General features: G+C 64.0%; 28 protein-coding genes. 18 read left to right on the forward strand and 10 right to left on the reverse strand.

Features of this window, described 5'->3' with window-relative positions; translation table 11 throughout:
• Window positions 1–155 precede the first annotated feature (155 nt).
• From B5J99_RS17085 to B5J99_RS17105, 5 genes are all read left to right on the forward strand, one after another.
• Window positions 156–710 (forward strand): F0F1 ATP synthase subunit delta, encoded by a 555-nt coding sequence (locus B5J99_RS17085; RefSeq protein WP_054134675.1) that lies wholly within the window; start codon window positions 156–158, stop codon window positions 708–710.
• Window positions 711–717: 7 nt separating this feature from the next.
• Window positions 718–2247 (forward strand): F0F1 ATP synthase subunit alpha, encoded by a 1530-nt coding sequence (gene atpA, locus B5J99_RS17090; protein ID WP_054134676.1) that lies wholly within the window; start codon window positions 718–720, stop codon window positions 2245–2247.
• A gap of 120 nt (window positions 2248–2367) precedes the next feature.
• Window positions 2368–3243, forward strand: coding sequence for a F0F1 ATP synthase subunit gamma (locus B5J99_RS17095; RefSeq protein WP_069050315.1), 876 nt, complete (start codon window positions 2368–2370; stop codon window positions 3241–3243).
• Between the two features lie 38 nt (window positions 3244–3281).
• Window positions 3282–4724, forward strand: a complete 1443-nt coding sequence (gene atpD, locus B5J99_RS17100; RefSeq protein ID WP_054134678.1) for a F0F1 ATP synthase subunit beta — start codon at window positions 3282–3284, stop codon at window positions 4722–4724.
• 53 nt (window positions 4725–4777) lie between these two features.
• The gene (locus B5J99_RS17105; protein ID WP_069050316.1) at window positions 4778–5035 is read left to right on the forward strand and encodes an ATP synthase F1 subunit epsilon; all 258 of its coding nucleotides are present in this window, start codon (window positions 4778–4780) and stop codon (window positions 5033–5035) included.
• A gap of 84 nt (window positions 5036–5119) precedes the next feature.
• Here B5J99_RS17105 and B5J99_RS17110 read toward each other — a convergent pair whose 3' ends face one another.
• Complete coding sequence (locus tag B5J99_RS17110; RefSeq protein ID WP_117353086.1) at window positions 5120–5926, reverse strand: SDR family oxidoreductase; 807 nt, start codon at window positions 5924–5926, stop codon at window positions 5120–5122.
• A 148-nt stretch (window positions 5927–6074) separates the two neighbouring features.
• Between B5J99_RS17110 and B5J99_RS17115 the strand changes: the two genes are divergently transcribed.
• From B5J99_RS17115 to B5J99_RS17125, 3 genes are read left to right on the forward strand one after another with little or no spacing between them, the layout of a single operon-like run.
• A complete protein-coding gene (locus tag B5J99_RS17115) occupies window positions 6075–6887 on the forward strand; it encodes an ATP-binding cassette domain-containing protein (RefSeq protein ID WP_117353087.1) in 813 nt (270 codons plus the stop codon).
• On the forward strand, window positions 6884–8428 hold the full coding sequence (locus tag B5J99_RS17120) for an ABC transporter permease/substrate-binding protein (RefSeq protein WP_117353088.1): 1545 nt from the start codon (window positions 6884–6886) through the stop codon (window positions 8426–8428). Before B5J99_RS17115 ends, B5J99_RS17120 begins: the two co-directional genes overlap by 4 nt.
• Entirely contained in the window at window positions 8425–8964 is a 540-nt protein-coding gene (locus B5J99_RS17125) for a hypothetical protein (RefSeq protein WP_069050320.1), read from the forward strand. The genes B5J99_RS17120 and B5J99_RS17125 overlap by 4 nt, the downstream gene beginning before the upstream one ends.
• A 7-nt stretch (window positions 8965–8971) precedes the next feature.
• On the opposite strand, the gene B5J99_RS17130 is transcribed toward B5J99_RS17125, so the two are convergent.
• Together B5J99_RS17130 and B5J99_RS17135 are read right to left on the reverse strand one after the other, a co-directional pair.
• Window positions 8972–9478 carry a hypothetical protein gene (locus B5J99_RS17130; RefSeq protein ID WP_117353089.1) on the reverse strand — a complete coding sequence of 169 codons (507 nt, stop codon included), beginning with the start codon at window positions 9476–9478 and terminating at the stop codon, window positions 8972–8974.
• A 13-nt stretch (window positions 9479–9491) separates the two neighbouring features.
• Window positions 9492–10109 (reverse strand): DNA-3-methyladenine glycosylase family protein, encoded by a 618-nt coding sequence (locus B5J99_RS17135; protein ID WP_117353090.1) that lies wholly within the window; start codon window positions 10107–10109, stop codon window positions 9492–9494.
• Between the two features lie 106 nt (window positions 10110–10215).
• Here B5J99_RS17135 and B5J99_RS17140 point away from each other — a divergent pair, with 106 nt between their 5' ends.
• Window positions 10216–10533, forward strand: coding sequence for a 2Fe-2S iron-sulfur cluster-binding protein (locus B5J99_RS17140; protein ID WP_054134686.1), 318 nt, complete (start codon window positions 10216–10218; stop codon window positions 10531–10533).
• On the opposite strand, the gene B5J99_RS17145 is transcribed toward B5J99_RS17140, so the two are convergent.
• The 3 genes from B5J99_RS17145 to B5J99_RS17155 are packed head-to-tail and all read right to left on the reverse strand — an operon-like array spanning window position 10534 to window position 11996.
• Window positions 10534–11310 carry a competence/damage-inducible protein A gene (locus B5J99_RS17145; RefSeq protein ID WP_117353091.1) on the reverse strand — a complete coding sequence of 259 codons (777 nt, stop codon included), beginning with the start codon at window positions 11308–11310 and terminating at the stop codon, window positions 10534–10536.
• Window positions 11311–11367: 57 nt separating this feature from the next.
• Window positions 11368–11763 carry a type II toxin-antitoxin system VapC family toxin gene (locus tag B5J99_RS17150; protein WP_117353092.1) on the reverse strand — a complete coding sequence of 132 codons (396 nt, stop codon included), beginning with the start codon at window positions 11761–11763 and terminating at the stop codon, window positions 11368–11370.
• Window positions 11760–11996 (reverse strand): type II toxin-antitoxin system Phd/YefM family antitoxin, encoded by a 237-nt coding sequence (locus B5J99_RS17155; protein WP_033925087.1) that lies wholly within the window; start codon window positions 11994–11996, stop codon window positions 11760–11762. Before B5J99_RS17155 ends, B5J99_RS17150 begins: the two co-directional genes overlap by 4 nt.
• A gap of 99 nt (window positions 11997–12095) precedes the next feature.
• Here B5J99_RS17155 and map point away from each other — a divergent pair, with 99 nt between their 5' ends.
• The 3 genes from map (at window position 12096) to glnA (ending at window position 15120) form a co-directional block, all read left to right on the forward strand.
• On the forward strand, window positions 12096–12920 hold the full coding sequence (map, locus tag B5J99_RS17160; protein WP_117353093.1) for a type I methionyl aminopeptidase: 825 nt from the start codon (window positions 12096–12098) through the stop codon (window positions 12918–12920).
• A 326-nt stretch (window positions 12921–13246) separates the two neighbouring features.
• On the forward strand, window positions 13247–13585 hold the full coding sequence (locus B5J99_RS17165; RefSeq protein WP_017671887.1) for a P-II family nitrogen regulator: 339 nt from the start codon (window positions 13247–13249) through the stop codon (window positions 13583–13585).
• Window positions 13586–13707: 122 nt separating this feature from the next.
• Window positions 13708–15120, forward strand: coding sequence for a type I glutamate--ammonia ligase (glnA, locus tag B5J99_RS17170; protein WP_054134691.1), 1413 nt, complete (start codon window positions 13708–13710; stop codon window positions 15118–15120).
• 79 nt (window positions 15121–15199) lie between these two features.
• Here the strand turns inward: glnA and B5J99_RS17175 are convergent, their stop codons facing one another.
• The gene (locus tag B5J99_RS17175) at window positions 15200–15622 is read right to left on the reverse strand and encodes a glycine zipper 2TM domain-containing protein (RefSeq protein ID WP_117353094.1); all 423 of its coding nucleotides are present in this window, start codon (window positions 15620–15622) and stop codon (window positions 15200–15202) included.
• Window positions 15623–15761: 139 nt separating this feature from the next.
• On the opposite strand from B5J99_RS17175, the gene B5J99_RS17180 reads away from it, so the two are divergent.
• The 4 genes from B5J99_RS17180 to B5J99_RS17195 all read left to right on the forward strand — a co-directional run bounded on the left by B5J99_RS17180 (window position 15762) and on the right by B5J99_RS17195 (window position 20574).
• On the forward strand, window positions 15762–17354 hold the full coding sequence (locus tag B5J99_RS17180) for a peptide ABC transporter substrate-binding protein (RefSeq protein ID WP_117353095.1): 1593 nt from the start codon (window positions 15762–15764) through the stop codon (window positions 17352–17354).
• Window positions 17351–18814: an ABC transporter substrate-binding protein gene (locus B5J99_RS17185; protein WP_117353096.1), complete on the forward strand. Its 1464-nt coding sequence runs from the start codon at window positions 17351–17353 to the stop codon at window positions 18812–18814. Before B5J99_RS17180 ends, B5J99_RS17185 begins: the two co-directional genes overlap by 4 nt.
• A gap of 52 nt (window positions 18815–18866) precedes the next feature.
• A complete protein-coding gene (locus B5J99_RS17190; RefSeq protein ID WP_054134807.1) occupies window positions 18867–19283 on the forward strand; it encodes a DUF4112 domain-containing protein in 417 nt (138 codons plus the stop codon).
• A gap of 406 nt (window positions 19284–19689) precedes the next feature.
• Window positions 19690–20574: a LysR substrate-binding domain-containing protein gene (locus tag B5J99_RS17195; protein ID WP_082382260.1), complete on the forward strand. Its 885-nt coding sequence runs from the start codon at window positions 19690–19692 to the stop codon at window positions 20572–20574.
• A gap of 50 nt (window positions 20575–20624) precedes the next feature.
• Here the strand turns inward: B5J99_RS17195 and B5J99_RS17200 are convergent, their stop codons facing one another.
• Complete coding sequence (locus B5J99_RS17200) at window positions 20625–21077, reverse strand: peptidylprolyl isomerase (RefSeq protein WP_054134695.1); 453 nt, start codon at window positions 21075–21077, stop codon at window positions 20625–20627.
• A 191-nt stretch (window positions 21078–21268) separates the two neighbouring features.
• Here B5J99_RS17200 and mgtE point away from each other — a divergent pair, with 191 nt between their 5' ends.
• Window positions 21269–22696: a magnesium transporter gene (gene mgtE, locus B5J99_RS17205; RefSeq protein ID WP_117353097.1), complete on the forward strand. Its 1428-nt coding sequence runs from the start codon at window positions 21269–21271 to the stop codon at window positions 22694–22696.
• 5 nt (window positions 22697–22701) lie between these two features.
• Entirely contained in the window at window positions 22702–23103 is a 402-nt protein-coding gene (locus tag B5J99_RS17210) for a DUF1489 family protein (RefSeq protein ID WP_054134697.1), read from the forward strand.
• Window positions 23104–23141: 38 nt separating this feature from the next.
• Here the strand turns inward: B5J99_RS17210 and B5J99_RS17215 are convergent, their stop codons facing one another.
• On the reverse strand, window positions 23142–23465 hold the full coding sequence (locus B5J99_RS17215) for a GIY-YIG nuclease family protein (RefSeq protein ID WP_117353098.1): 324 nt from the start codon (window positions 23463–23465) through the stop codon (window positions 23142–23144).
• 151 nt (window positions 23466–23616) lie between these two features.
• Window positions 23617–24282, reverse strand: coding sequence for a DsbA family oxidoreductase (locus B5J99_RS17220; protein ID WP_117353099.1), 666 nt, complete (start codon window positions 24280–24282; stop codon window positions 23617–23619).
• Between the last annotated feature and the right edge of the window lie 5 nt (window positions 24283–24287).

The raw sequence follows: 24287 nt of genomic DNA on the forward strand, positions 1-24287 counted from the left end.
CCAAAATTGTGGAGCCGCCGGCTTTGGCGAGCGATGTTTGTCCCCGTCTTGCAATGCAACATGATGAGTGCTAACCGCCGCGCCGACAGGTGGGGAGGTCAGACCTTTCCAACCAAGCCTGCAACAATAACATCACGGCAAGGGAAAGCATTCGCGTGGACATTTCCGGCGGGATACAGGCCAGTCTGGCGGGGCGTTACGCCTCCGCTCTCTTTTCGCTGGCCCGCGACGACAAGCAGCTTGCCGACGTGGAGGCGAGCGTTGCGACGCTGCGCGCCGCGCTCAACGAATCGCCCGATTTCGCGGCCATGACCAAGAGCCAGACGATCAGCCGCGGCGCCGCCGAAAAGGTGGTGGAAGCGCTGAGCACGACGCTCAAGCTCGACACCATGACCGGCAACCTTCTGGGCGTGCTCGCCCACAACCGCCGTCTAGGTCAGCTGTCCAACATCCTGGCCGCCTTCGACACGCTGGTCGCCGCGCACCGGGGTGAAGTGACCGCAGAAGTCACCTCCGCCTTTCCGCTTACGGAAACGCAGATCGACGAAATCCGCAAGCAGCTGAAAGACCGCGCCGGTCACAGCATCAAGATCACCGCCAAGGTCGATCCGTCCATCTTGGGCGGCCTGATTGTCCGCATGGGCAGCCAGATGATCGACTCCAGCATCAAGACTCGTCTCAACACGCTCAGCCAAGCGATGAAAGGCTAACATTCTCATGGACATTCGTGCCGCAGAAATCTCCAAGGTTATCAAGGATCAGATCGCCAATTTTGGCACCGATGCGCAAGTATCCGAAGTCGGAAGCGTGCTCAGCGTCGGCGACGGTATCGCCCGCATCCACGGTCTGGACAACGTCCAGGCCGGCGAAATGGTCGAGTTCTCGAACGGCGTGCAGGGCATGGCGCTCAACCTCGAAGCCGACAATGTCGGCGTCGTGATCTTCGGCTCGGACTCCGAGATCAAGGAAGGCGATGTCGTCAAGCGCACCGGCACCATCGTGGACGTCCCCGTCGGCAAGGGCCTGCTCGGCCGCGTGGTCGATGGCCTGGGCAACCCGATCGACGGCAAGGGCCCGATTGTCGCCGAAAAGCGCATGCGCGTCGAAACCAAGGCGCCGGGCATCATCCCGCGTACCTCGGTGCACGAACCCGTGCAGACCGGCCTCAAGGCGATCGACGCGCTCGTTCCCGTCGGCCGCGGCCAGCGCGAGCTGATCATCGGCGACCGTCAGACCGGCAAGACCGCCGTCGCGATCGACACCTTCATCAACCAGAAGCAGGCCAATGCCGGCACCGATGAAGGCAAGAAGCTGTACTGCATCTATGTCGCCATCGGCCAGAAGCGCTCGACCGTCGCCCAGATCGTCCGCCAGCTCGAGGAATCGGGCGCGATGGAATACACCATCGTCGTTGCAGCGACCGCTTCGGAGCCCGCTCCGCTGCAGTTCCTCGCACCGTACACCGGCTGCACCATGGGCGAATATTTCCGCGACAACGGCATGCACGCCCTGATCGTCTATGACGATCTGTCGAAGCAGGCTGTCGCCTATCGCCAGATGTCGCTGCTGCTGCGTCGTCCTCCGGGCCGCGAAGCGTATCCGGGCGACGTGTTCTATCTGCACTCACGTCTGCTGGAACGCGCCGCAAAGATGAACTCGGACAACGGCTCGGGCTCGCTGACCGCACTGCCGATCATCGAAACCCAGGCGGGCGATGTGTCCGCTTACATTCCGACCAACGTGATCTCGATCACCGACGGCCAGATCTTCCTCGAAACCAACCTGTTCTATCAGGGCATCCGTCCGGCCATCAATGTGGGTCTGTCGGTGTCGCGCGTGGGGTCTGCGGCGCAGACCAAGGCGATGAAGAAGGTTTCGGGCTCGATCAAGCTGGAGCTGGCGCAGTATCGCGAAATGGCGGCGTTCGCGCAGTTCGGTTCGGACCTCGACGCCTCGACCCAGAAGCTGCTCAACCGCGGCGCGCGTCTGACCGAACTGCTCAAGCAGGCTCAGTACAGCCCGCTGCCGTTCGAAGAGCAGACCGCGTCGATCTATGCCGGCACCAACGGCTATCTCGACAGCATCCCGGTCAACCGGGTCAACGAATATGAAGCCGCAATGCTCAGCTTCCTGCGCACCGATCACGCCGACCTGCTCGGCACGATCCGTGACACCAAGGATTTGGGCGACGATGCCAAGGCCAGCCTGAAGGCTGCGCTCGACGCATTCGCCAAGACGTTTGCATAAACTGCTGGTCCCCCGCGAAGGCGGGGGACCCATCTCCCGCCGGTGGCGCGAGGTGAAACGGCAGGAGATGGCCCCCCGCCTTCGCGGGGGAGACCGAACAGGGTTTGAAGTTAGGACACCATGGCCAGTCTGAAAGAACTCAAGGGCCGGATCGCCTCGGTCAAGTCGACCCAGAAGATCACGAAGGCCAAGCAGATGGTGGCATCCGCTAAGCTGCGCAAGGCACAGGCGGCGGCGGAAGCCGCGCGTCCCTATGCCGAGCGGCTGGAGCGCGTGATGGCATCGCTGGGTTCCAAGATCGCGATCAGCGATTCCAGCCCCCGGCTGCTGGCAGGCACGGGCAAGGATCAGATTCACCTGATCGTCGTCGCCTCGTCGGACCGCGGTCTGTGTGGAGCGTTCAACGCCAACATCGTCAAGGCCGCGCGCATCAAGGCGCGTGAGCTCGAAGCGGCTGGCAAGACCGTGCGCTTCTACCTGGTGGGTCGCAAGGGCCGTGCGGTCATCGTGCGTGAATATCCCAAGCAGATCGACCGCTATTTCGATACGACAGCGCTCAAGAACCAGGGCTTCGTTGAAGCTCAGGAGATCGCGGCCGAGCTGATCGCGATGTACGAACGCGGCGAGTTCGATGTCGCGCACCTGTTCTATTCCAAGTTCCGCTCGGCGCTGGTGCAGGAACCCATCGGCAAGCAGATCATTCCCGTCGCGATCCCCGCAGGGGGTGCTGCGGCATCGGATGCTGCGATGGAATACGAGCCCGACGAGGAGGAAATTCTCGCCGAGCTGCTGCCACGCAACGTCACGACGCAGATCTTCGGCGCGCTGCTCGAAAACGCGGCATCCGAACAGGGTGCCTCGATGACCGCGATGGACAATGCGACCCGCAACGCGGGCGAGCTGATCAATGACCTCACGATCGTTTACAACCGCACCCGGCAGGCGGCGATCACCACCGAGCTCATCGAAATCATTGCCGGTGCCGAAGCACTGTGATTCAAACAGTTACATCTTGATTCGAGTAGGAAATATTTATGGCAATCACCAATAATGTGGGCAAGATCAGCCAGATCATCGGCGCTGTCGTCGATGTGACCTTTGAAGACAATCTGCCCGCCATTCTGAACGCGCTGGTCACCGACAACAACGGCAACCGGCTGGTGCTCGAGGTTGCGCAGCACCTCGGCGAGAACACCGTCCGCACCATCGCGATGGACGGCACCGACGGCCTGACCCGCGGCCAGGAAGTCACCGACACCGGTGCGCAGATCACGATGCCGGTCGGCCCCGAAACGCTCGGCCGTATCCTCAACGTCGTGGGCGAGCCCATCGACGAGCGTGGCCCGGTCAACGCCAAGAACTTCGCGCCGATCCACGCAAAGGCTCCCGATTTCGTCGATCAGTCGACCGAAACCGCCATTCTGGTGACCGGCATCAAGGTGATCGATCTGATCGCGCCTTATGCCAAGGGCGGCAAGATCGGCCTGTTCGGCGGCGCCGGCGTGGGCAAGACCGTTCTCATTCAGGAACTGATCAACAACATCGCCAAGGGCCATGGCGGCACCTCGGTGTTCGCAGGCGTGGGTGAACGCACCCGCGAAGGCAACGATCTGTACCACGAATTCCTCGACGCAGGCGTTATCGCCAAGGATGCCGACGGCAACCCGACCAGCGAAGGTTCCAAGGTTGCGCTGGTGTTCGGCCAGATGAACGAGCCTCCGGGTGCGCGCGCTCGCGTCGCTCTCTCGGGCCTGACCATCGCGGAATATTTCCGCGATCAGGAAGGCCAGGACGTGCTGTTCTTCGTCGACAACATCTTCCGCTTCACCCAGGCGGGTTCGGAAGTGTCGGCGCTGCTCGGCCGTATTCCTTCGGCTGTGGGCTATCAGCCGACCCTGTCGACCGACATGGGCGCGCTGCAGGAACGCATCACCTCGACCAACAAGGGTTCGATCACTTCGGTGCAGGCCATCTACGTTCCCGCAGATGACTTGACCGACCCTGCCCCTGCCACCTCGTTCGCTCACTTGGATGCGACCACCACGCTGAACCGCGCGATTTCCGAACTGGGCATCTATCCCGCCGTGGATCCGCTCGATTCGACCAGCCGCGTGCTGACCGCAGCCGTCGTCGGCCAGGAGCATTACGACACCGCCCGCCGCGTCCAGGAAACCCTGCAGAAGTACAAGTCGCTGCAGGACATCATCGCCATTCTGGGGATGGACGAGCTGTCGGAAGAGGACAAGCTCACCGTCGCCCGCGCGCGCAAGATCCAGAAGTTCCTGTCGCAGCCTTTCCACGTGGCAGAAGTCTTCACCGGCATCCCCGGTAAGTTCGTTGCCATCGAAGACACCGTGCGTTCGTTCAAGGCTGTGGTGGACGGTGAATACGATCACCTTCCGGAAGCAGCCTTCTACATGGTCGGCGGCATCGACGAAGCGGTCGAAAAGGCCAAGACGCTCGCAGAAGCGGCTTAATCGAACAAACTGCCCTCTCCCTTTGCGGGGAGAGGGCATTGAGGAATTCTGAAATGGCACTGCAGTTTGAACTCGTAACCCCTGAACGGCTGGTCCGCTCCGAAGCGGTGCACATGGTTGTCGTCCCCGGCAGCGAGGGCGAGTTCGGCGTGCTCGAGGGCCATGCGCCGCTGATGTCGACCGTGCGCGACGGGCTGGTCTCGATCTACAAGACCGAAGGGTCGCAGCCCGAAACCATCGCGGTTGAAGGCGGTTTTGCCGAAGTCAACGAAAAGGGTCTGACGATCCTCGCCGAGCGCGTGTCGGCCTGATCCAGCCGCTTTGGCTGATCGACAGTTTCAGGGCGGCCGATGCACAGCGCATCGGCCGCCCTTTTCGTATCTGGAATCGGCAGATCAGCTGTCAGCGCGTTTGCGCGCCATGATGCCGCCCCGCTTGCGGATCGAGCCCGGCATCCACTTTGCCGCAAAGGCGAGCTTCTTGGCGGTGGGTCCGACATAGCTGTGGACGTTCCTGGGATCGTGCACCGCGGCCCACGCCGCTTCTGCTACTATCGCCACCGGTGCGATCTCGAGCCCTGCCGCCGTCACGCTGTCGCGGCTGGACTGGTTGGTCCGCGCAACCGGTCCGTCGAGCAGCGGGGTGTCGATGAAGCTGGGCAGCAGTGCGCGCACGCGGATGTTGTCCGGGCCCCATTCGATATCGAGCGCCTCGGACAGTCCGCGCACCGCGAACTTGGTCGCCGAATAGACAGACAGTCCGGCCGAGCCGTAGATGCCCGACGCCGACGAGGTGTTGAGCAGGCACGATCCGGGAGTGGCCTTCAGATATCTGTGGCCGATATGCGCGCCATAGACGACGCCCTTGAAGTTGATGTCGACCAGCTTCTCGATATCGTCCTCGCTGTGCTCCTCGAGCAGCCCGCCGATGCCCACCCCGGCATTGTTGAACAGCACATGGAGCTTGCCGTCGCTGGCCTCGGTGAAGGCCTCCAGCGCTGCGGTCCACTGCTGCCGGCTACGCACGTCGAGCATGTAAGTCGCCGCCATGCCGGCGGGCAGCATCGCGGCGGTCTCTTCCATGCCCTTCATGTTGACATCGGCAAGCCCGACGAACCATCCGCGCTGCGCGAAATACTTCGCCACCTCGCGCCCGATGCCCGATGCGCCGCCGGTGATGAAGATGTACTTGGTGTTGGTCATAGTTCAGGCTTCCCTAATCCTGGTGCCCCGTTCTCCGAGTTCCCGAGGACAAACGGATGAGGTGTTTCGAGCTCAACGCTAAGCCGCCCCCAACCCTCGCGCAAGTGGCTAGCCAGCGCCGGTTTGTGCCGCCTATAAGCATCTCTGCATGGCGACCTCACCCTCATTCTCCCGGCCTGCCACCGCGCGCGGCCCTGCCGTAGCGTTCGAGGGCGTCGGCAAGGCCTATGGCGGCACGGTCGCCATCGCTGGCGTCGATGCGAGAATTTCGCCCGGCACCTTCGTCGCCATCGTCGGATCGTCGGGATCGGGCAAATCGACGCTGCTGAAGACGGTCAACCGGCTGATCGAGCCCGATCATGGCAGCGTGCGAATCGACGGCGCGGACGTGGCCGCGCAGGAGCTGCACCAGCTGCGCCGCTCGATCGGCTATGTCTTCCAGAACATCGGCCTGTTTCCCCACATGACCGTCGCGCAGAACATCGGTATCGGCTCGCGGCTCGCCTCGGGCAAACCGCTGCCGGACGACCGCGTCACCGCGCTGCTCGATCTCGTCGACCTGCCGCGCGATTTCGCCACCCGTCTGCCCGAGCAGCTCTCCGGCGGCCAGCAGCAGCGCGTCGGGGTAGCGCGCGCGCTGGCAGGCGCTCCGGGGCTGATGCTGATGGACGAACCGTTCGGCGCGCTCGACCCTGTGACGCGCGAAACGCTGGGCGAGCAGTATCGAGCGCTGCACGAGCAGCTGGGGCTGACCACGATCATGGTCACCCACGACATGGCCGAGGCGCTGCTGTTTGCCGATCGCATTTGGGTGATGGCGAGCGGGCGGATCGTCGCGGACGCCACGCCTGCGCAGCTGATCGCGGGCCGCTGCGGACCGGAGGCCGAGGCTTTGGTCGCAGTGCCGAGGCTACAGGCCGAGCGGATCACCGCGATGCGGGCGGCGGGGCCCGCCGCATGAACCAGGACTGGCCGCGCATCCTCGATCTGCTCGCCCAGCATGTGCAGCTGAGCTTTGCCGCGCTGGGGCTGGCGCTGGTGATCGCACTGCCGCTGGGAATCGCGTCCGCGCGCAGCCGCACCGTCGCAGGCGTGACGCTGGGCTTTGCCAGCCTGATCCAGACGATCCCCGCGCTCGCGCTGCTGGCGCTGTTCTTTCCGCTGCTGCTGGCGCTTTCGGCGGTGTTCGGCGATGCGATCTCGCCTCTGGGCTTTCTGCCCTCGCTGCTCGCGCTGACGCTCTATGCGCTGCTGCCGATCCTGCGCAACGCGGTGACCGGGCTGCGCTCGGTCGAGCCGGCGATGGTCGAGGCAGCGGACGGCGTGGGCATGACCGCGCTGCAGAAACTGTGGCTGGTCGAAGCTCCCCTCGCCTCCCCCACCATCATGGCGGGGGTGCGCACCGCTGCGGTCTGGACCATCGGCGCAGCGACGCTTTCGACCACCGTGGGCCAGCCCAGCCTGGGCGATCTGATCTTTGCCGGGCTGCAGACCCAGAACTGGTCTTTGGTGCTCGCCGGATGTCTCGCGGCCGCGGGGCTCGCGATCAGCGTCGATCTGCTGCTCGGGCTGATCGAGAGCGGGATCCGCTGGCGCAAGCACCTGCGGATCTGGCTGGCGGGAATCGCGCTCGCTTTGGGGCTGGGTGCGGCTCTGTGGCCCGCGCCGCAGGCCGACCGCCCGGTGGTCACCATCGGCGCCAAGCGCTTTTCCGAGCAATATGTCCTCGCGCGGCTGATCGGGCGGCGGCTGGAGGCGGCGGGCTATGCGGTGCGATACCGCGAAGGCCTAGGCAGCGCGGTGGTGTTCCGCGCACTCGCCAGCGACGAGGTGCAGGTCTATGTCGATTATGCCGGCACCATCTGGACCAACGAAATGCAGCGGCAGGACCCCGGGCCGCGGGCCCAGATGATCGCGGAGATCGCGCGCTGGGCCAAGGCGCAGCATGGCGTGCGGCTGGTCGGGCCATTGGGCTTCGAAAACACCTATGCCTTTGCCGTGCGCCCCGATGACGCGAGGCGGCTGCGCCTGCGCTCACTCGACGATGTGGTGCGCGTTGCGCCGCAGTTCGTGTTCGGCACCGATGTCGAGTTTCTCGAGCGGCCCGAATGGCAGATGGTCCAGGCCGCCTATCCGCTGCGCTTCAAGGGCCGGCGGGCATTCGAGCCGACTTTCATGTACCGCGCGCTCTCGCTGGGCGAGGCGGACATCATCTCGGCCTTCTCGTCGGATGGCAGGATCGCCGCCAACGGCTTTGTCGTGCTCGATGATCCCAAGGGCGCAATCCCCTCGTATGACGCCATCCTGATGGTCAGCCGCTCAGCCGCCCGCGACGCACGGCTGGTCGAGGCACTCAAACCGCTTGTCGGCGCAATCCCGGTGGAAAAAATGCGTGAGGCCAATTATCGCGTCGACAGGGACGACAACAAGCAAAGCCCGGCTGATTCGGCAGCCTGGCTCGACGGGGCGCTGGCTGCGCCTGCACAAGGGAAGACTCGATGATGCTCAAGCGCCTGCTGCTGACCTTTCTGATCGCCCCGATGATGCTGTGGGCCAATGCCGCCCATGCCAGCGTCACCATCACCTTCTACAGCCACGAACTGGGCAGCCAGTTTCCCCATGCCTTTGCAACGCTCAAGGGCAAGGTCGATTCCACCGGAGAGAGCGTGGACACCAATGTCGGCTTCACCGCCACCAGCACCGGCCCCAGCATTCTGTTCGGCTGGGTCCAGGGCGAGATCAGCCATGCCAAGCCCAAGTACATCGCCAGTTCCAACCCGCATTTCACTTATGAACTGACCGACGCCGAATATCGCGCGGTGATGGCGGTGACCGAAAAGTGGCGCAACAAGAAGCAGAAGAGCTACAACCTCAACACCGCCAATTGCGTGCACTTCATCGCGGAAGTGGCGACGGCTGCGGGACTGAGGATCAACTCCAAGAGCAAGTTCTTCAAGAAGCCGACCAGCTTCCTCAAGGAAGTCACCACGTTGAGCCGCGAGCGGCTCGCCAGCGGGCGGATCCTGTTCAAGGGCTGATCGGCGCTCAGCCGCGCAACCGGCGCGCGCATATCCCCATCACGGTGGCGCCGTGGACCGCCATCCCGGCGACCACCAGATCGAGCGCTTCGAGCCTCCCGGCGCCGGCAAATCGCTCTGCCGCGGCCCATAGGAACAATCCGGCTATTCCCACCCAGAACGCCATGCTGGCGGTTTCGCCCAGGATCTGGCGCACAAACGGATCGCGATTGCCGTAGAGCCGCCAGATCAGGAACGCCTGGATGAAGACCAGCGCAGCGACGAGTGCCATCGCAGCGTCGCCCGCCAGCCCGATGGATGGCCCTGCCGATACCAGCACCGTGGCGGCAGCCGAGAGGAACAGTACCATCCCCTGCCCCCGCAGCGCCCTTCTGGCAGCGGGAAACTGGCCATGATCGACAGTGCTTCCCATCCACTTTTGCAGCAAGCGCTCCTGCGATGCGGTGACGAAGGTCAGCACCCCGACCAGCGCAAGCGCCAGTCCCAGAGCCAGACCGCCAAGATGGGCCTGCATCGCCGCCGCGTCCTTAGAGAGCCGGGTTGTTATAGCAGTGCCAGGTGAGGATCGCGATCGCACCGCGATGCGGCGACCAGGGCTCGGCCAGGGCGCGGGTCAGCTTTTCGGATGGCCGTTCGTCGAGCGCCAGTATGCGCCCGATCCCCGCCTGCACCGCCAGATCGCCCGCGGGCCAGATATCTGGGCGTCCTTCAGCGAACAGCAGATAGATTTCCGCGGACCAGCGCCCGATGCCCTTGATCCGCACCAGCTCGGCGATCGCCTCCTCGTCGTCGGCGGGCAGGTTTTCCAGATCGAGCGCGCCGGTGACCACCAGTTCGGCGAGCGAGCGGGCATAGCCCTGTTTCTGGCGCGACATGCCGCAGGCGCGCAAGGCATCGAATTCCGCCGCGATCAGCGCATCGGGGGCGCAGCCCTCGCCCAGCGCCGCCTCGAGCTTGTTCCACACCGACGCCGCTGATGCCACGCTGACCTGCTGGCCGACGATGGTGCGCAGCAAGGTGGTATAGCCGCGCGATCGGATGCGGGGTTCGGGATAGCCCGCAATCTCCAGCGCACGCGCGATCGCGGGCTCGCGGGCGGCAACGGTATCGAGCCCGTGGCTCAGTTGCTCGGCGGTCAATCCCATAACTGCAGTTCCTCTCGCATCCGCCGCTTGCATTCGCGCGCCCGGTTGATCATAGCAGCGACGTTTGCGGGGGCCATAGCCTGGCTCATTATCTTGGGGAGTTTCCATGCCAAAGCTGATTGTCGTCAACCGTGCAGGCGAAGAGAGCACCATCGAGGCCGATACCGGACTGTCCGTGATGGAAGCGATCCGCGACAATGGCTTTGACGAACTGCTCGCATTGTGCGGCGGCTGCTGCTCGTGCGCGACCTGCCATGTGCACGTCGATGCAGAATGGACCGACAAGCTTCCCCCGGTCAGCGCCGATGAGGACGACCTGCTCGACAGCTCGGATCATCGCAACGCCACCTCGCGCTTGTCGTGCCAGATCCAGATGACGGCTGCATTGGACGGCCTCAAGGTCGCGATCGCGCCTGAAGATTGATCAGATCCCGCCGGGCGTGACCTCGCGCCCGGTGGCTTCCAGCGCGGACACCAGCGCCCCGGCGCATGCGTCCAACTGGCCCTGATCGGTGGAGCGGATGACGAAATTCGCGCCCACCCTGCCCTCGCGGAAGAACGGATAGCTGCCGATCTGGCAGCCTTCATGCGCGCGCTCGGTGGCGCCCAGCATGTCTGCGACTTCGCTTTCCGCCACCCAGCAGCCCAGGGTCGCCGACAGCAGCGGCAATCCGCCCTCCAGCGTCCCGGTCAGCGCGTCAAGCATGCCTGCGGTGATGTGCGGCACGCCCGCCATCAGAAACAGGTTGCCGATGCGGATTCCCGGTGCACCCGACATGCGGTTTTCAATCAGCTCCGCGCCATCGGGCACCCGCGCCATCCGCAGCCGTCCTTCGGTCAGCCCGCCGCGTGTCGCATAATAGCCGTCGAGGATCGCCCGCGCCACCGGATGGATCACGACATCGACGCCCAGCGCCTGCGCGATCGCATCCACCGTGATGTCATCGTGCGTCGGGCCGATGCCGCCGGTGGTGAACAGATAGTCGTTGCGCGCGCGCAGCAGGTTCACCGCCTCGACGATCGCATCCATGTCATCGGCGATCACCCGCACCTCTTTCAGCCGGATGCCCTGCACGTTCAGCCAGGTCGCGACCTGCGCGACATTCTTGTCCTGGGTGCGACCGGAAAGGATTTCATCGCCGATGACGATCAGCGCGGCGGTCCAGATACGGGGGCTTGATGCGGGTGCGTCTGCTGTCATGCGCCGGTGTTTAGCGCGTGCGCCGGAGCGCGCAAGCGGTTCGTTCCGGGGCGCGCGTCACTCCGACCAGAAGGTGGCGCAGCCTAAGCCGGCCAGTGCCGGATCGCGGGTGATCACGACCAGCTCGTCATGGATCGCCTGCGCCGCGATCATCCGGTCGAAGGGATCGCGATGCTCGCCGGGAAGCGATCCGGCGAGCAGGCCGTTGGCAACCGAAACGCTCAACTCGATAAACCCGTCGGCACCTGCAAGCTCTTCAAAGTTCTCGAAAACTGGCACAGCTGCCTGCCATTTGCCGATACGGCACTTTGTCGCAATCTCCCAAGCGGAGACAGCGCTGACATAGACTGTATTGCTTTGGTCACTGATTTCCCGGGAGACTGCACCAGGCAAGGCTTTGTCGCCGGTCCACCACCAGACAAGCGCATGGGTGTCGAACAGATAGTCGGTCATTCCCAGGCCCGGAGCTCTTCCTCGGGCAACGGATCGAAGAAAAAGCCGTCGGGTATTGGCGTCTTCAGCTTCAGCCGACCCGGCCGCCGCTCGACCTTGGGTTTTTCCAGCGGGACCAGCCGCGCATAGGGCTTGCCCGCCTTGGCGAGGATGATCTCCTCGCCCGCATGCGCGCGGTCGAGCAGCTTGGAAAAGTGCGTCTTGGCGTCGTGGACATTGACGATGCTGGTCATATCGCTTGGGTTAGTCCATTGACCGGACTAAGTCAATGGACTAAGTCCGCTGCAATCCAGGGTCGCAAAATGACCGCCCCTCCCCTATATGGAATCACCATGAACCAGTATGTCACCGTCACGAATGCCGATACGCCGATGCGCGATGGCACCATCAAGCTGCACGGCCCCGAGGGCTTCGAAGGCATGCGCAAGGCAGGGCAGCTCGCCGCGCGCGTGCTGGACGAGTTGACGACGTTCGTCCGCGAAGGCGTCACCACCGCAGAGATCGACGCCAAGGCGCGCGAACTGATGCTGGCGGGCGGCGGTATCCCGGCCACGCTCGGCTATCGCGGCTTTACTCATAGCTGCTGCACCTCGATCAACCATGTCGTGTGCCATGGCATCCCCGCCGACCGCAAGCTCAAGGACGGCGACATCATCAACATCGACGTCACCCCGATTCTCGATGGCTGGCATGGCGATACCAGCCGCATGTTCCTGATCGGCGATGTCGGGGTAAAGGCGCGGCGGCTGGTCGATGTGACCTATGAGTGCCTGATGCTGGGCATCGAGCAGGCGCGCCCCGGCAACACGATGGGCGACGTCGCGCACGCCATCCAGTCGTTCGCCGAGAAGCACCGCTACGGCGTGGTCCGCGATTTCTGCGGCCATGGCCTGGGCCGGCTGTTCCACGACGCGCCCGAGGTCGTCCACGCCGGGCGCCCCGGCACCGGACCCGAGCTCAAACCCGGCATGTTCTTCACCATCGAGCCGATGATCAACATCGGCAAGCCCGCGGTGAAGATGCTGGAGGATGGCTGGACGGCGGTCACCCGCGACCGATCGCTGTCGGCACAGTTCGAACACTCGATCGGCATCACCGAAACCGGCTGCGAGATCTTCACCAAGAGCCTGGCAGGCCTCGACCGCCCGCCGTATTGAGGCGCGCCGGACCGGGCCTTGCTGCGCTTCGCACGCGTCCGGCGGGCAGAACATTTGCCCAAAATATAGGCAACCGCGATATCGCGTGCCCGCATTTCCATCATCCGCCGCAATAATGTTGCGATGCGGCCAAGCAATTGTAGCGGTTTGCGTCTTGGCACGTTAATTGTTTGGTAGCATGCAAGGGGGGATTCGGGAGAGGCGCGCTGCGCCCGCCCGGCTTGCCTGCACAATGTCATGGCGGTGCTGGGCAACCCGCGCCGTTCTTTCCCATCAGCACCGCGCCGTCAGGGCGGGGTGGCCGAGCACAGGATGATCAGGACCACATGAAAAAGATCGAAGCGATCATCAAACCCTTCAAGCTCGACGAAGTGAAGGAAGCGCTGCACGAAGTGGGCGTGTCCGGCATCACCGTGACCGAGGCCAAGGGCTTCGGGCGGCAAAAGGGGCATACCGAGCTGTACCGCGGTGCCGAGTACATCGTCGATTTTCTGCCCAAGGTGAAGCTGGAAGTGGTGGTTGACGATGCGCTGGCCGACCGCGTGGTCGAGGCGATCGCGGCTGCTGCACAGACCGGACGCATCGGCGACGGCAAGATTTTCGTGATCCCGGTGGAAACCGCTTTGCGCATCCGCACGGGAGAACGCGATAACGACGCGGTCTGAACAACAGCGCGCGATCCAAGGAGAGGCCTGCCTCGGCAAGGCTGCAAGAACACACGTCAGTTTCACCAAAGGGGGGCCCGGCAACAGGCCCGGACCGGATTTCATGAAGAGGGAAAGCTAAGATGGCAAAAACCGCCAAAGACATTCTGGCAATGATCAAGGAAAACGAGATCGAGTGGGTCGATGTCCGCTTCACCGATCCCAAGGGCAAGTGGCAGCACCTCACGATGTGCGCCGGCGTGATTGGCGAGGATGAGCTCGAAGACGGTCTGATGTTCGACGGTTCGTCGATCGAAGGCTGGAAGGCGATCAACGAATCCGACATGATCCTGCGCCCCGACATGGACGCGGCGTACATCGATCCGTTCTCGGCCGATCCGATGCTGATCCTGTTCTGCGACATCGTCGAGCCCGGCACCGGCGAGCTGTATGCCCGTGATCCGCGCAGCACCGCCAAGCGCGCCGAAGCCTATCTGCAGTCGACCGGTATCGGCGATACCGTCTATGTCGGCCCCGAAGCCGAATTCTTCATGTTCGACGATGTGCGCTTCTCGGACGGCTATGCCGGATCGATGTTCTCCATCGACGATATCGAGCTGCCGACCAACTCGGGCCGCGCCTATGAAAGCGGCAACCTGGGCCACCGTCCGCGCGCCAAGGGCGGCTACTTCCCGGTTGCGCCGGTCGACAGCGTCGTCGACATCCGCGCCGAGATGGTCAGCACCATGCTCGAAATGGGCCTGCCCTGCGACAAGCACCACCACGAGGTTGCCGCCGCGCAGCACGAGCTTGGCCTGACCTTCGGCACGCTGACCGAAACCGCCGACCGCATGCAGATCTACAAGTACGTCGTCCACATGGTCGCGCAGGCTTACGGCAAGACGGCAACGTTCATGCCCAAGCCGATCAAGCAGGACAACGGATCGGGCATGCACACCCACATCTCGATCTGGAAGGAAGGCAAGCCGCTGTTCGCTGGCAACGGCTATGCGGGCCTGTCGGACATGTGCCTGTACTTCATCGGCGGCGTCATCAAGCACGCCAAGGCGCTCAACGCCTTCACCAACCCGACCACCAACAGCTACAAGCGGCTGGTGCCCGGCTTTGAAGCGCCGGTTCTGCTCGCGTATTCGAGCCGCAACCGCTCGGCATCGTGCCGCATCCCTTATGGCACCGGCGAGAAGGCCAAGCGCGTGGAATTCCGTTTCCCCGACGCGATGGCCAACCCCTATCTGTGCTATTCGGCGCTGCTGATGGCGGGCCTCGACGGCATCCAGAACAAGATCCATCCCGGCGAGGCGATGGACAAGAACCTGTACGACCTGCCGCCCGAAGAGCTGAAGGAAGTGCCGACCGTCTGTGCGTCCCTGCGCGAAGCACTCGACGCGCTGATCGCCGACCACGACTTCCTGCTCAAGGGCGACGTGTTCCTGAAGGACCAGATCGAAGCCTATATCGACATGAAGTGGGCTGAAGTGAGCCGCTGGGAAACGACCCCCTCGCCGGTCGAATTCGACATGTATTACAGCTGGTAAGCTGCCGGCGTATTGCGCACAAAAAAAGCGCCTCGGGGAAACCCGGGGCGCTTTTTTCTGTGTGGAGTGTCTTGCTCGATCAGCGGCAGCGTGTCCCGTTGCGATCGATCGCCCGGCCAGCGGCCGCGCCGCCAATAGCGCCCAGTATGGTGCCCAAAGTGTCCGATCCGCCCGGAGCGATGACATTGCCCAGCACGCCGCCTGCGACGCCGCCGACGATCAGCCCGGTGGTGCCATCGGACCTGCGACAATAATAGCGTCCGTCCTGACCCCGATAGACGCGGTCGTTGCGGCTGAGGCGGCGCTCGCGATAGCGCCGGTCGTCACGATAATAGCGTCCGGCATCGTAGCCACCGTAGGATGGATCCGGGCGGTTATAGTCGTATTGCCGAGCGTTGCTGAAACCGCGATCGTTGAAGCCCGATCCAGCGCAGCCGCTGACGACCGTCGCCGCAGCAATCGCAGCGCCCACAGTCCATGCCTTTGTGGTGAAAAATATCATGATGTTCCTCGCTTTTTGCTGAAGCATGGACGCGCCGCCGCTGCGTTCCGTTCCGCAAAATCCGGATTTTTGAGGGCCTGGCCAAAACGCGCTCCATCGCGCCTTCCCTGGCGCCGTCATTCGGGGCAAGCTGCCAGCGATGCGCCTCCTGATCCTTGTCCTGCTCAGCGTGCTGCTGACCTCCTGCCATGCCGGGCCTGCGGCATCGGACAGCACGCCAGGACCAGACCGACTGGTCCGGCTGACCGATTCCGAGATCCGCGGACTGGACCCGCAAGTCTATTCCGACATCGCCTCGCTGCGAGTGGCGGCGGACCAGTTCGAAGGACTGACCCGCTTCGATGGTGCGGGCCGCGCGGTAGCAGGGCTTGCGCGCGACTGGACCGTCTCGGCTGACGGCCGGGTCTGGCGGTTTACGCTGCGCGACGGGCTGCGCTTTTCGGATAGCTCTGCGATCACCGCCGGGGTGTTCGTGGCGGGGTGGCGGCGGCTGAACGATCCTGCCATCGGATCGCCGCACACCGCCCTGTTCGCAGCGATTGCTGACGTGAGGGCAGATGGCGATGGCGTGGTGATCGTGACGCTCAACGCCCCCTTCCCGCAAATCCCTGCCCTGCTGGCGCACCCGGCCATGGCCGCGCTGCCGCTGCACCGGACTGGTGGCGCGCACGGCGACTGGACTGCCGAACGCCCGCTGGTCAGCTCCGGCCCCTATCGCACCCGCGAATGGCGGCTCAACGACCGGCTGGTGATGGAGCGCAACCCGCGCTGGCATGCCGGACGCGCGCCCATCGCTATGGTGGTGTGGAAGCCGGTGGACGATGCGCTCGCCGGGATGCGGCTGTTCCTGGCGGGCGACGCCGATATCTCGGGCGACTTTCCACAGAGCCGCCACGGCTGGCTGGTCGCACAAAGGCCGCAAGCGGTGCGCACCGGCGATTATCTGGGCAGCTATTACTTCACGCTCAACACCCGCAAGCCGCCGTTCGACGACGCGCCGGTGCGCAAGGGCCTGAGCATGGCGGTGGACCGCGAATGGATCGCGCGTGCGCTGCTGCCGATGGGCAACGCACCTGCCTATGCGATCGTGCCGCCCGCGCTCGCCGGGGGTGCAGCGGTGCAGCCGGACTGGGCGGTATGGCCTCTCGCGCAGCGCCAGCGCGAGGCGCGGCGGCTGATCGCGACGGCGGGCTTTTCCCCTGCAAGACCGCTGCGTTTCGAAATCCGGATCAACTCGTCGGCTGAACACCGCCGAATGGCCGTCGCCCTGGCGGCGATGTGGAAGCCGCTGGGGGTCGAGGCGAGCATCCTCAACAGCGAACCTGCGCTGCATTTTGCCGCGATGCGCCGCGGCGACTTCCAGATGGCGCGCTCGGGCTGGATCGCCGATTTGCCCGCGCCGGAGAACTTTCTAGCGGTGCACCGTTCGGACTCGGGCGAGGTCAATTATTCGGGTCATGCCGATCCGGTGTTCGATGCGCTGCTCGATACAGCGATGGCCACCGCTGATCCGCCGGCGCGGCAGGCGGCGATGCGCGCCGCCGAGGCGCGGCTGCTGGAAACCATGCCGGTCATCCCCTTGTGGTATTATCGCAGCGGCGCGCTGGTTGCGCCCCGCGTGACCGGCTGGATTGACAATCCCGGCAACGTCCATCCCAGCGCCGCGTTGTCGCTTCGTCGCGGCCCTGCTATCGCCATCGGCAGCGGCACCGGGTTGAAAGGCGGACAATGACACGCGCTCTGGCAAGGACTTGGCGGGCTAGCAGCATCGCTGCAGTGCTCGTGCTCGCCGCGTGCAGCGGATCGGACAGCTCGCCGCTGGGCATTTCGATCATCGATCCATCGCCGGTGAACAATCTGGACGCCGCCGAGCTTGCGCCTGCCGCAGAATATTTGCGCGCGGCGACATCGCAGGGGCTGGTCCGGCTCGATTCGCTGGGCAACATCGTTCCCGCGCTCGCCGAACGCTGGATCGTCACCGATGACGGCCTCAGCTATATCTTTCGCCTGCGCAACGCGCGCTGGGAAAACGGCGATACTGTGACCTCCGAACATGTCGCGGCGGCGCTGCGCCGTCGGCTGCAGATCGAAAGCCGCACCGCGATCGGCGCGGATACTACCGAGGTGCGCGATATCAGGTCGATGACCGGGCGGGTGATCGAGATCCGCCTGCTCGCCCCGCAGCCCGATCTGCTGCGCATCCTGGCGCTGCCCGAACTTGGCATCCGTCATAGCGGGCGGGGCTCGGGCCCGCTGGTCGCCGATCGGCAGCAATACTGGACCGTGCTGACCGAGCGCGCCGACGATCTGGTCGAAGGCGAGTTTCGCCCGCCGGTGCGCCCGCTGCAGGTGCGCACCGAAAAAGCCGCGAGCGCCATCGCCCGGTTCGCGATGGGGGAAACCAGCATGGTGCTGGGCGGCAGGTTCGAGCATCTGCCCTATCTCAGCGCCGCTGCTGTCGCCGACAACACCGTGCGCGCAGACCCGGTGATCGGGCTGTTCGGGCTGCTGGTGGTCGAAAGCCGCGGGTTTCTGGGCGATGCCGCCAATCGCGAGGCGATTGCGCTGGCAATCGACCGCGAGGCGCTGATGACCCCGCTGGGCATCCGCGAATGGCAGACCATGACGCGGATCGTGCCGCTGGGGCTGGATCGGTACGCGCCGCTGGTGGGTGAACGCTGGGCGGATTTGTCACTCGATCAGCGCCGCGAGCTGGCGCGTGCGCGCGTCGTCCGCTGGCGGCAGGACAACGAGACGCTGCCCGTGCTGCGCATCGCCATGCCCAAGGGACCCGGCAGCCGGCTGGTATTCGGGCGGCTCAAGCGCGATCTGGCCACCATCGGCATCGATAGCCAGCTGGTAGAGGGCAAGGGCAAGGCCGACCTGAAGCTGATCGACGAGGTCGCGCGCTATCGTCAGCCCTCCTGGTTCCTCAACCAGCTCGCCTGTGTCGTACGGCCGGTGTGCGACAGGGACGGCGATGTGCTGCTGGCGCAGGCCAAGCGGGCGGGCGATCCGGCGGTTCGCGCGCAGCAGATGGCCGAGGCCGAGCTGTCGATGACCAGCGCCAACATCTACATCCCGCTGGGGGCTCCGGTGCGCTTTTCGCTGGTGCGCGGCAACGTCCCCGGCTTTGCCATCACCGCCGATGGATGGCACGCCTTGCCGGATATGGTTGCGATCCCCAGATAAGCCGCTGCAAGGGGTTGCGGAGGACAGCATGAAGACGATCCGGCCTGAACAGATGGAACAGATCAAGGCGGCGCAGATGAAGGTCATGGGCGCTGCGCTTGCCAATGACCCCGCCTCGATCCGCAGGCGCATCGAGATGATGGAACAGGTGCTCGAACGCAGCTTCACCGTGCCCGGCATCAACCGCAAGGTCGGGCTGGATTTCGCGCTCGGACTGGTCCCGGTGGTCGGCGATATCGTCACCGGCGCAATGGGCCTTTACATGGTGTGGGAGGCGCGGAACCTGGGGATGTCCAAATTCCAGCTGGCGCGCATGGCTGCGAATGTCGGCTTCGACAGCCTGGTCGGCGCGGTACCGCTGGCAGGCGACCTGTTCGACCTGTTCTGGCGGTCGAATACGCGCAATCTCAAGATCATCCGCAAGCATCTCGACAAGCATCATCCGGCGACGCGCATTATCGAGATGTGATTCGCAATCCGAATCACCTTTCATTCGCGCGCACCCGATAGGCGGCGCACCCGATCCTGACACCGCTGGACAGCGATTCAATGCAATCGTGTGCAGAGCCTTTGCAGGGCAGACGCCGCGTAGAGCAAGGAAATCAAAGGGTTTGCCAAGCGCGAAACAATTGGTTACGCCACCGCCCTCAGGCCTCAGCAGACAAAAAAAAGGGCCAGCCCGAAGGCTGACCCGATAAAGTTTTTAGGAGAGGATGCCTGAAAGGCACGATCAATATGGGTCAGAGACCCTTATTGTGCAAGTGCGAAATAGCTTTGGATAATTGCAAAGAATGCAAGTCCACTGACGGAAAACCGCACTAAGTTCGCTATTTGCAATTGCACATTTCCGCTGCAGTGCAATAATGCTCGCCGATATGGCCATGCGACGTCTCCCCCCTTTGCGATCTCTCGAGGCATTTTTGCGTGTCGCGCGACTCGGCTCGGCCAAGGCCGCGGCCAGCGAGCTAGCGCTCTCGCCCTCGGCGCTGAGTCGCCGGATCGGCGGGCTGGAAGACTTTGTCGGCAAGAAACTGTTCAAGCGCCACAACCAGCAACTCAAGCTCAACGAGGCGGGCGAAGCTCTGTTTGCCAGCGTTGCCCCCGCGATCGACGCGCTGGCCGATGCGGTCGCCGCGCACATGGATGACAGCCGGGTGCTGCGCCTGCGGCTGGGAATGCTGCCGCTGTTCGGCAGCCAGCGGCTTGTCCCGCGGCTGGGCGAGTTACGCAGGCTCTATCCGCTGCTGCACATCGATGTCGACACCTCGGGCCATGGCGAGGCTCGGCTGGGCGACACGCTCGATGCCGCGATCATCCTGTCGGAAAATCCCGATCCTTCGCTGCACTCGGTGCGGCTAGATCGCAATTATGTCTATGCGATCGCCTCTACCGAGCTAGTGGAGAGCCTGGGGTCCACCCCCGATCTTGAGCGGCTCAACCGCCAGACGATCCTGATCCACAACGACATGCCGGAATCGTTCGAGGCCTGGAAGCACGCGCTAGGGCTGGTCGACCTGCAACCGGCATCGATCGATCATATCGACAGCGGACCGCTGATGCTCGAAGCTGCAGCCCAGGGCCTGGGCATCGCGATCATGCATGACGATCATCTCACCCGCTCGGGCGACACCCGGCTGGCCAAGCTGTTCGATGTTCGGGTGGAAAGCCCGTACAGCTACTGGTTCGTGTGCAAACCCCGCGCGCTGGAGACCCGCGCCGTGCGGCTGTTCCACGACTGGCTGGTCGACGCGGGGATTTAAAACCCGGGAATAGAAAAAGCCCTCCCGTTTCCAGGAGGGCTCTTCAAGAATTACGCCACCGTTGCCGATGCGATCACGCCGGGCTTTGCGGGCGGTTCGCCCTTGGGCAGCGCGTGGACGTGTTCCATGCCTGAGGTCACCTGGCCCCACACGGTGTACTGGCGATCGAGGAAGCGCGCATCGTCGAGGCAGATGAAGAACTGGCTGTTGGCGCTGTTGGGGTCCATCGTGCGCGCCATCGAGCAGACGCCCTCGACATGCGGCTCGTCGTTGAATTCCTGCTTGAGGTCGGGCTTCTTCGATCCGCCGGTACCGGTGCCGTTGGGGCAGCCGCCCTGCGCCATGAAGCCCGCGATCACGCGGTGGAACTTCACGCCGTTGTAGAAGCCTTCATTGGCCAGTTCGACGATGCGTTCCACATGGCCGGGGGCAAGATCAGGGCGCAGCTTGATGACGACATCGCCGCCGTCCTGGATGTGAAAGGTAAGCGTCTCAGCGGTCATATGCAGTCCTTTGATGGCATGAGAGGGATTTGGTGGCACGAGAAATGCTGCCGCCGATATAGCGACGCGCAGGCGAATGTCACCCCCGGCGACGCCCGCCGCATCGGGATTGCTTTTGCAGGTGCGAACCGCCACACACTCGGTGATTCCCGCGCGCGGGATACACCCATTCCCACAGAAAGGAGCAGGCCATGACCGACCCATCCGACGCCCAGCTCCACGATCATGCACCCCATGATGCCATGGATGCCAGCACCAGCCTGGACGAGGACAACCGCCTGCTGCCGGGCTTTGTCAGCCAGGTGTGCGATGCGCTCGACGAAGGCGACGACGAGGCCGTCTATGATCTGGTCGAGCCGCTGCACCCCGCCGACATCGCCGACCTTTTCGAGCTGGTCGAGCGCGAGTATCGCGGGCCGCTGGCGCGGGCGATCACCGATCTGCTGGGCGCAGACGTGCTCACCGAACTCAACGACTATGTCCGCGATGACGTGATCGACGCGCTGCCTGCCGCGCAGGTGGCGGAGCTCGCCGGGCAGCTGGAAACCGATGACGCGGTGGCGATCATCGAGGAGATGGAAGAGGCCGACCAGCGCGCGGTGCTGGCCGAACTCGAACCTGCAGACCGCGCCGCGATCGTCGATGCGCTCTCTTTCCCCGAGGAATCCGCAGGCCGACTGATGCAGCGCGATCTGGTCGCGGTGCCGGAACACATGAACGTCGGCCAGCTGATCGATTATCTGCGCGAACATGCCGATCTCACCACCGAGTTCTGGGAAATCTTCATCGTCGATCCGCAGCATCGCCCGGTCGGCACCTGCCAGCTGAGCTGGATTCTGCGCACCCCGCGGCACATCGCGCTTGCCGATGTGATGAAGCGCGACCAGACGCTGATCCCCACCGACATGGACCAGGAAGAGGTCGCGCTGCGCTTCCAGAAATACGCGCTGATCTCTGCCGCCGTCATCGATGGCGCGGGACGCCTTGTCGGGCAGATCACGGTCGATGACATCATCCACATCGTCCAGGAAGAAGCGGGCGAGGATATCCTGCGCATGTCGGGCGCGGGCGATGGCGACATCAACGAGCCGATCCGCCAGTCCTACAGCAGCCGCGTACGCTGGCTGATCGCCAATCTGGGCACCGCATTGGTCGCCAGCAGCATCATCGCGCTGTTCGGCGGCGCGATCGAGCAACTGGTGGCATTGGCGGTGCTGATGCCGATCGTCGCTTCGGTCGGCGGCAATGCCGGCACCCAGACGATGGCCGTCGCGGTGCGCGCGCTGGCGATGAACCAGCTGACGCAATCGAACACCCGCCGCATCATTGCCCGCGAACTGCGCATTGCGGTGCTCAACGGTGCCACCGTCGCGGTGCTCACCGGCGCGGGCACCGCGCTCGTCTTTGCCGATGCGATGCTCGGCGGGGTGATCGCGCTTGCCATCCTGGTCAACATCATCATCGCCGGCATGGCGGGCGTGATCGTGCCGGTCACGCTCGACCGGCTGGAACAGGACCCTGCGGTCGCCAGCTCGGTGTTCGTGACGATGATCACCGATTCCATGGGCTTTCTGGCGTTTCTGGGCCTGGCGGTCGCGAGCGGGCTGGCGAGCTTCTGATCCCGATGGCGCTCAGCATGACCAAGATCGCGTTCGGCGCGCAGAGCGCAGCATCGCTGCGGCAGTGGCTGGAAAGCCACGCCCCGGTGGGCGAGGCGCGGCTGACCACGCGCTACATGCCCAAGCGCCACGAGGAGATGGCGGGCGGTTCGCTCTACTGGATCTTCAACAAGGCGATCATCGGCCGCAGCCCGTTGCTGGGCTTCATGGACAACGGCCAGGGACGCTACTGGATCAGGGTCGAGCCAAAGCTGATCGCAGTCCAATCCATCCCCCGCCGCGCGCACCAGGGCTGGCGCTATCTCGAACCCGCCGATGCGCCCGCGGACCTGGGCGAGGGGATGGACGCCGCCGACCTGATGCCCGCAGAGATGCTGGGCGAACTGGCGAGATTGGGGCTGGTTTAGGAGATCGTCACCATTTACTGGCGCGCCCCCCAACCCGCTCAGCCTGAGCCTGTCGAAGGCCCCGCGCCACTGGTGCCGGATGGCATCCGGTTTTTCGCAAGAATAGAGATTAATTGCCAATCGCCAGCGATCAGAGCCTCTTTCTTTGCACGAGACCAGCCCTTGATCTGCCGCTCGACGGCAAATGCGTCATCGCGCGTCCCGAAATCTTCGGACCAGACGAGCGTCACAGGACGCCGCTTCGCAGTATATCCGCCAAGTGTACCGGCCTGATGCTGTGACAGGCGATGCTCCAGATCATCGGTATGTCCAGCATAAAAGCTGCCATCATTACATCGCAGCAAGTATGCGTAAAAAGCCATGTCTGCACGCTACCGTTATAGCGTGGCCTTCGACAAGCTCAGGCAAAGCGGATCTTTGCATGATTCTGCTGCAGAACAGCGCAGGGCCTTCGACAGGCTCCCGCTGATCGGAGGTGGGGCGACCTTGCTGCGGAATTCGCGGGGATGCCCCTCAAGCCAATGCCTTCTCGCGCACCTTGCGGATCACGTTGACGAAGGTTTCGGCCTCCTGTGCGCCGGGGACCAGATACTTGCCATCGAAGATGATCGCGGGAACGCCGCTGATGCCCTGTTCGATCCAGTGGTCGAGATGCGCGCGGACTTCGGCTTCGTTGTCGGGATCGTTGAGCACAGCGCGCCCCTCGTCAGGATCGAGGCCGATGTCCGCGACCACGTCGAGCAGCACCTCTTCATCGCTGATATCGCGGTTGTCCTGGAAATACGCCGCGAACAGCGCCAGCTTGAGCCGTGTCTGCGCCTCGCAGCCTTGCGTGTCGCCCGCCCAGGTGAGCAATTGGTGCGCCTTGAAGGTGTTGTAGATCCGCATGCCAGGGGCATGGTTGAACTCAAAACCCAGCCGCTCGCCGGTTTCCTTCAGCCGCGATCGGTTGGCCGCGCTCTGCTCTGCACTGGCGCCGTATTTGCGCGCGACATGCTCGGAAATCGCTTCGCCCTCGGGTGCCATCTTCGGGTTAAGCTCGAACGGGTGCCAGGTGATCTCGGGTAGGACCTCGTCGCCGACGATATCGAGCGCCTTTTGCAGCTGCTTGTAGCCGATGATGCACCATGGGCAGACCACGTCTGACACGATATCGATCTTGAGCGGATGGGCGGTCATTGTCG

The sequence above is a fragment of the Blastomonas fulva genome (genome assembly GCF_003431825.1).
Taxonomy (GTDB): Bacteria; Pseudomonadota; Alphaproteobacteria; order Sphingomonadales; family Sphingomonadaceae; genus Blastomonas; species Blastomonas fulva.

Excerpts from the sequence above, each read along its gene's own strand:
- B5J99_RS17210 (WP_054134697.1), top strand. The coding sequence starts at position 22,702 with ATGGCGCTCAGCATGACCAAGATCGCGTTCGGCGCGCAGAGCGCAGCA.
- map (WP_117353093.1), top strand. The coding sequence starts at position 12,096 with ATGAACCAGTATGTCACCGTCACGAATGCCGATACGCCGATGCGCGAT.
- B5J99_RS17140 (WP_054134686.1), top strand. The coding sequence starts at position 10,216 with ATGCCAAAGCTGATTGTCGTCAACCGTGCAGGCGAAGAGAGCACCATC.
- B5J99_RS17145 (WP_117353091.1), bottom strand. The coding sequence starts at position 11,310 with ATGACAGCAGACGCACCCGCATCAAGCCCCCGTATCTGGACCGCCGCG.
- B5J99_RS17220 (WP_117353099.1), bottom strand. The coding sequence starts at position 24,282 with ATGACCGCCCATCCGCTCAAGATCGATATCGTGTCAGACGTGGTCTGC.
- B5J99_RS17150 (WP_117353092.1), bottom strand. The coding sequence starts at position 11,763 with ATGACCGACTATCTGTTCGACACCCATGCGCTTGTCTGGTGGTGGACC.
- B5J99_RS17180 (WP_117353095.1), top strand. The coding sequence starts at position 15,762 with ATGCGCCTCCTGATCCTTGTCCTGCTCAGCGTGCTGCTGACCTCCTGC.
- B5J99_RS17165 (WP_017671887.1), top strand. The coding sequence starts at position 13,247 with ATGAAAAAGATCGAAGCGATCATCAAACCCTTCAAGCTCGACGAAGTG.
- mgtE (WP_117353097.1), top strand. The coding sequence starts at position 21,269 with ATGACCGACCCATCCGACGCCCAGCTCCACGATCATGCACCCCATGAT.
- B5J99_RS17130 (WP_117353089.1), bottom strand. The coding sequence starts at position 9,478 with ATGCAGGCCCATCTTGGCGGTCTGGCTCTGGGACTGGCGCTTGCGCTG.
- B5J99_RS17095 (WP_069050315.1), top strand. The coding sequence starts at position 2,368 with ATGGCCAGTCTGAAAGAACTCAAGGGCCGGATCGCCTCGGTCAAGTCG.
- B5J99_RS17125 (WP_069050320.1), top strand. The coding sequence starts at position 8,425 with ATGATGCTCAAGCGCCTGCTGCTGACCTTTCTGATCGCCCCGATGATG.
- B5J99_RS17215 (WP_117353098.1), bottom strand. The coding sequence starts at position 23,465 with ATGGCTTTTTACGCATACTTGCTGCGATGTAATGATGGCAGCTTTTAT.
- B5J99_RS17105 (WP_069050316.1), top strand. The coding sequence starts at position 4,778 with ATGGCACTGCAGTTTGAACTCGTAACCCCTGAACGGCTGGTCCGCTCC.
- B5J99_RS17195 (WP_082382260.1), top strand. The coding sequence starts at position 19,690 with ATGGCCATGCGACGTCTCCCCCCTTTGCGATCTCTCGAGGCATTTTTG.
- B5J99_RS17155 (WP_033925087.1), bottom strand. The coding sequence starts at position 11,996 with ATGACCAGCATCGTCAATGTCCACGACGCCAAGACGCACTTTTCCAAG.
- atpA (WP_054134676.1), top strand. The coding sequence starts at position 718 with ATGGACATTCGTGCCGCAGAAATCTCCAAGGTTATCAAGGATCAGATC.
- B5J99_RS17115 (WP_117353087.1), top strand. The coding sequence starts at position 6,075 with ATGGCGACCTCACCCTCATTCTCCCGGCCTGCCACCGCGCGCGGCCCT.
- glnA (WP_054134691.1), top strand. The coding sequence starts at position 13,708 with ATGGCAAAAACCGCCAAAGACATTCTGGCAATGATCAAGGAAAACGAG.
- B5J99_RS17110 (WP_117353086.1), bottom strand. The coding sequence starts at position 5,926 with ATGACCAACACCAAGTACATCTTCATCACCGGCGGCGCATCGGGCATC.
- B5J99_RS17190 (WP_054134807.1), top strand. The coding sequence starts at position 18,867 with ATGGAACAGATCAAGGCGGCGCAGATGAAGGTCATGGGCGCTGCGCTT.
- B5J99_RS17175 (WP_117353094.1), bottom strand. The coding sequence starts at position 15,622 with ATGATATTTTTCACCACAAAGGCATGGACTGTGGGCGCTGCGATTGCT.
- B5J99_RS17135 (WP_117353090.1), bottom strand. The coding sequence starts at position 10,109 with ATGGGATTGACCGCCGAGCAACTGAGCCACGGGCTCGATACCGTTGCC.
- B5J99_RS17185 (WP_117353096.1), top strand. The coding sequence starts at position 17,351 with ATGACACGCGCTCTGGCAAGGACTTGGCGGGCTAGCAGCATCGCTGCA.
- B5J99_RS17120 (WP_117353088.1), top strand. The coding sequence starts at position 6,884 with ATGAACCAGGACTGGCCGCGCATCCTCGATCTGCTCGCCCAGCATGTG.
- B5J99_RS17200 (WP_054134695.1), bottom strand. The coding sequence starts at position 21,077 with ATGACCGCTGAGACGCTTACCTTTCACATCCAGGACGGCGGCGATGTC.
- atpD (WP_054134678.1), top strand. The coding sequence starts at position 3,282 with ATGGCAATCACCAATAATGTGGGCAAGATCAGCCAGATCATCGGCGCT.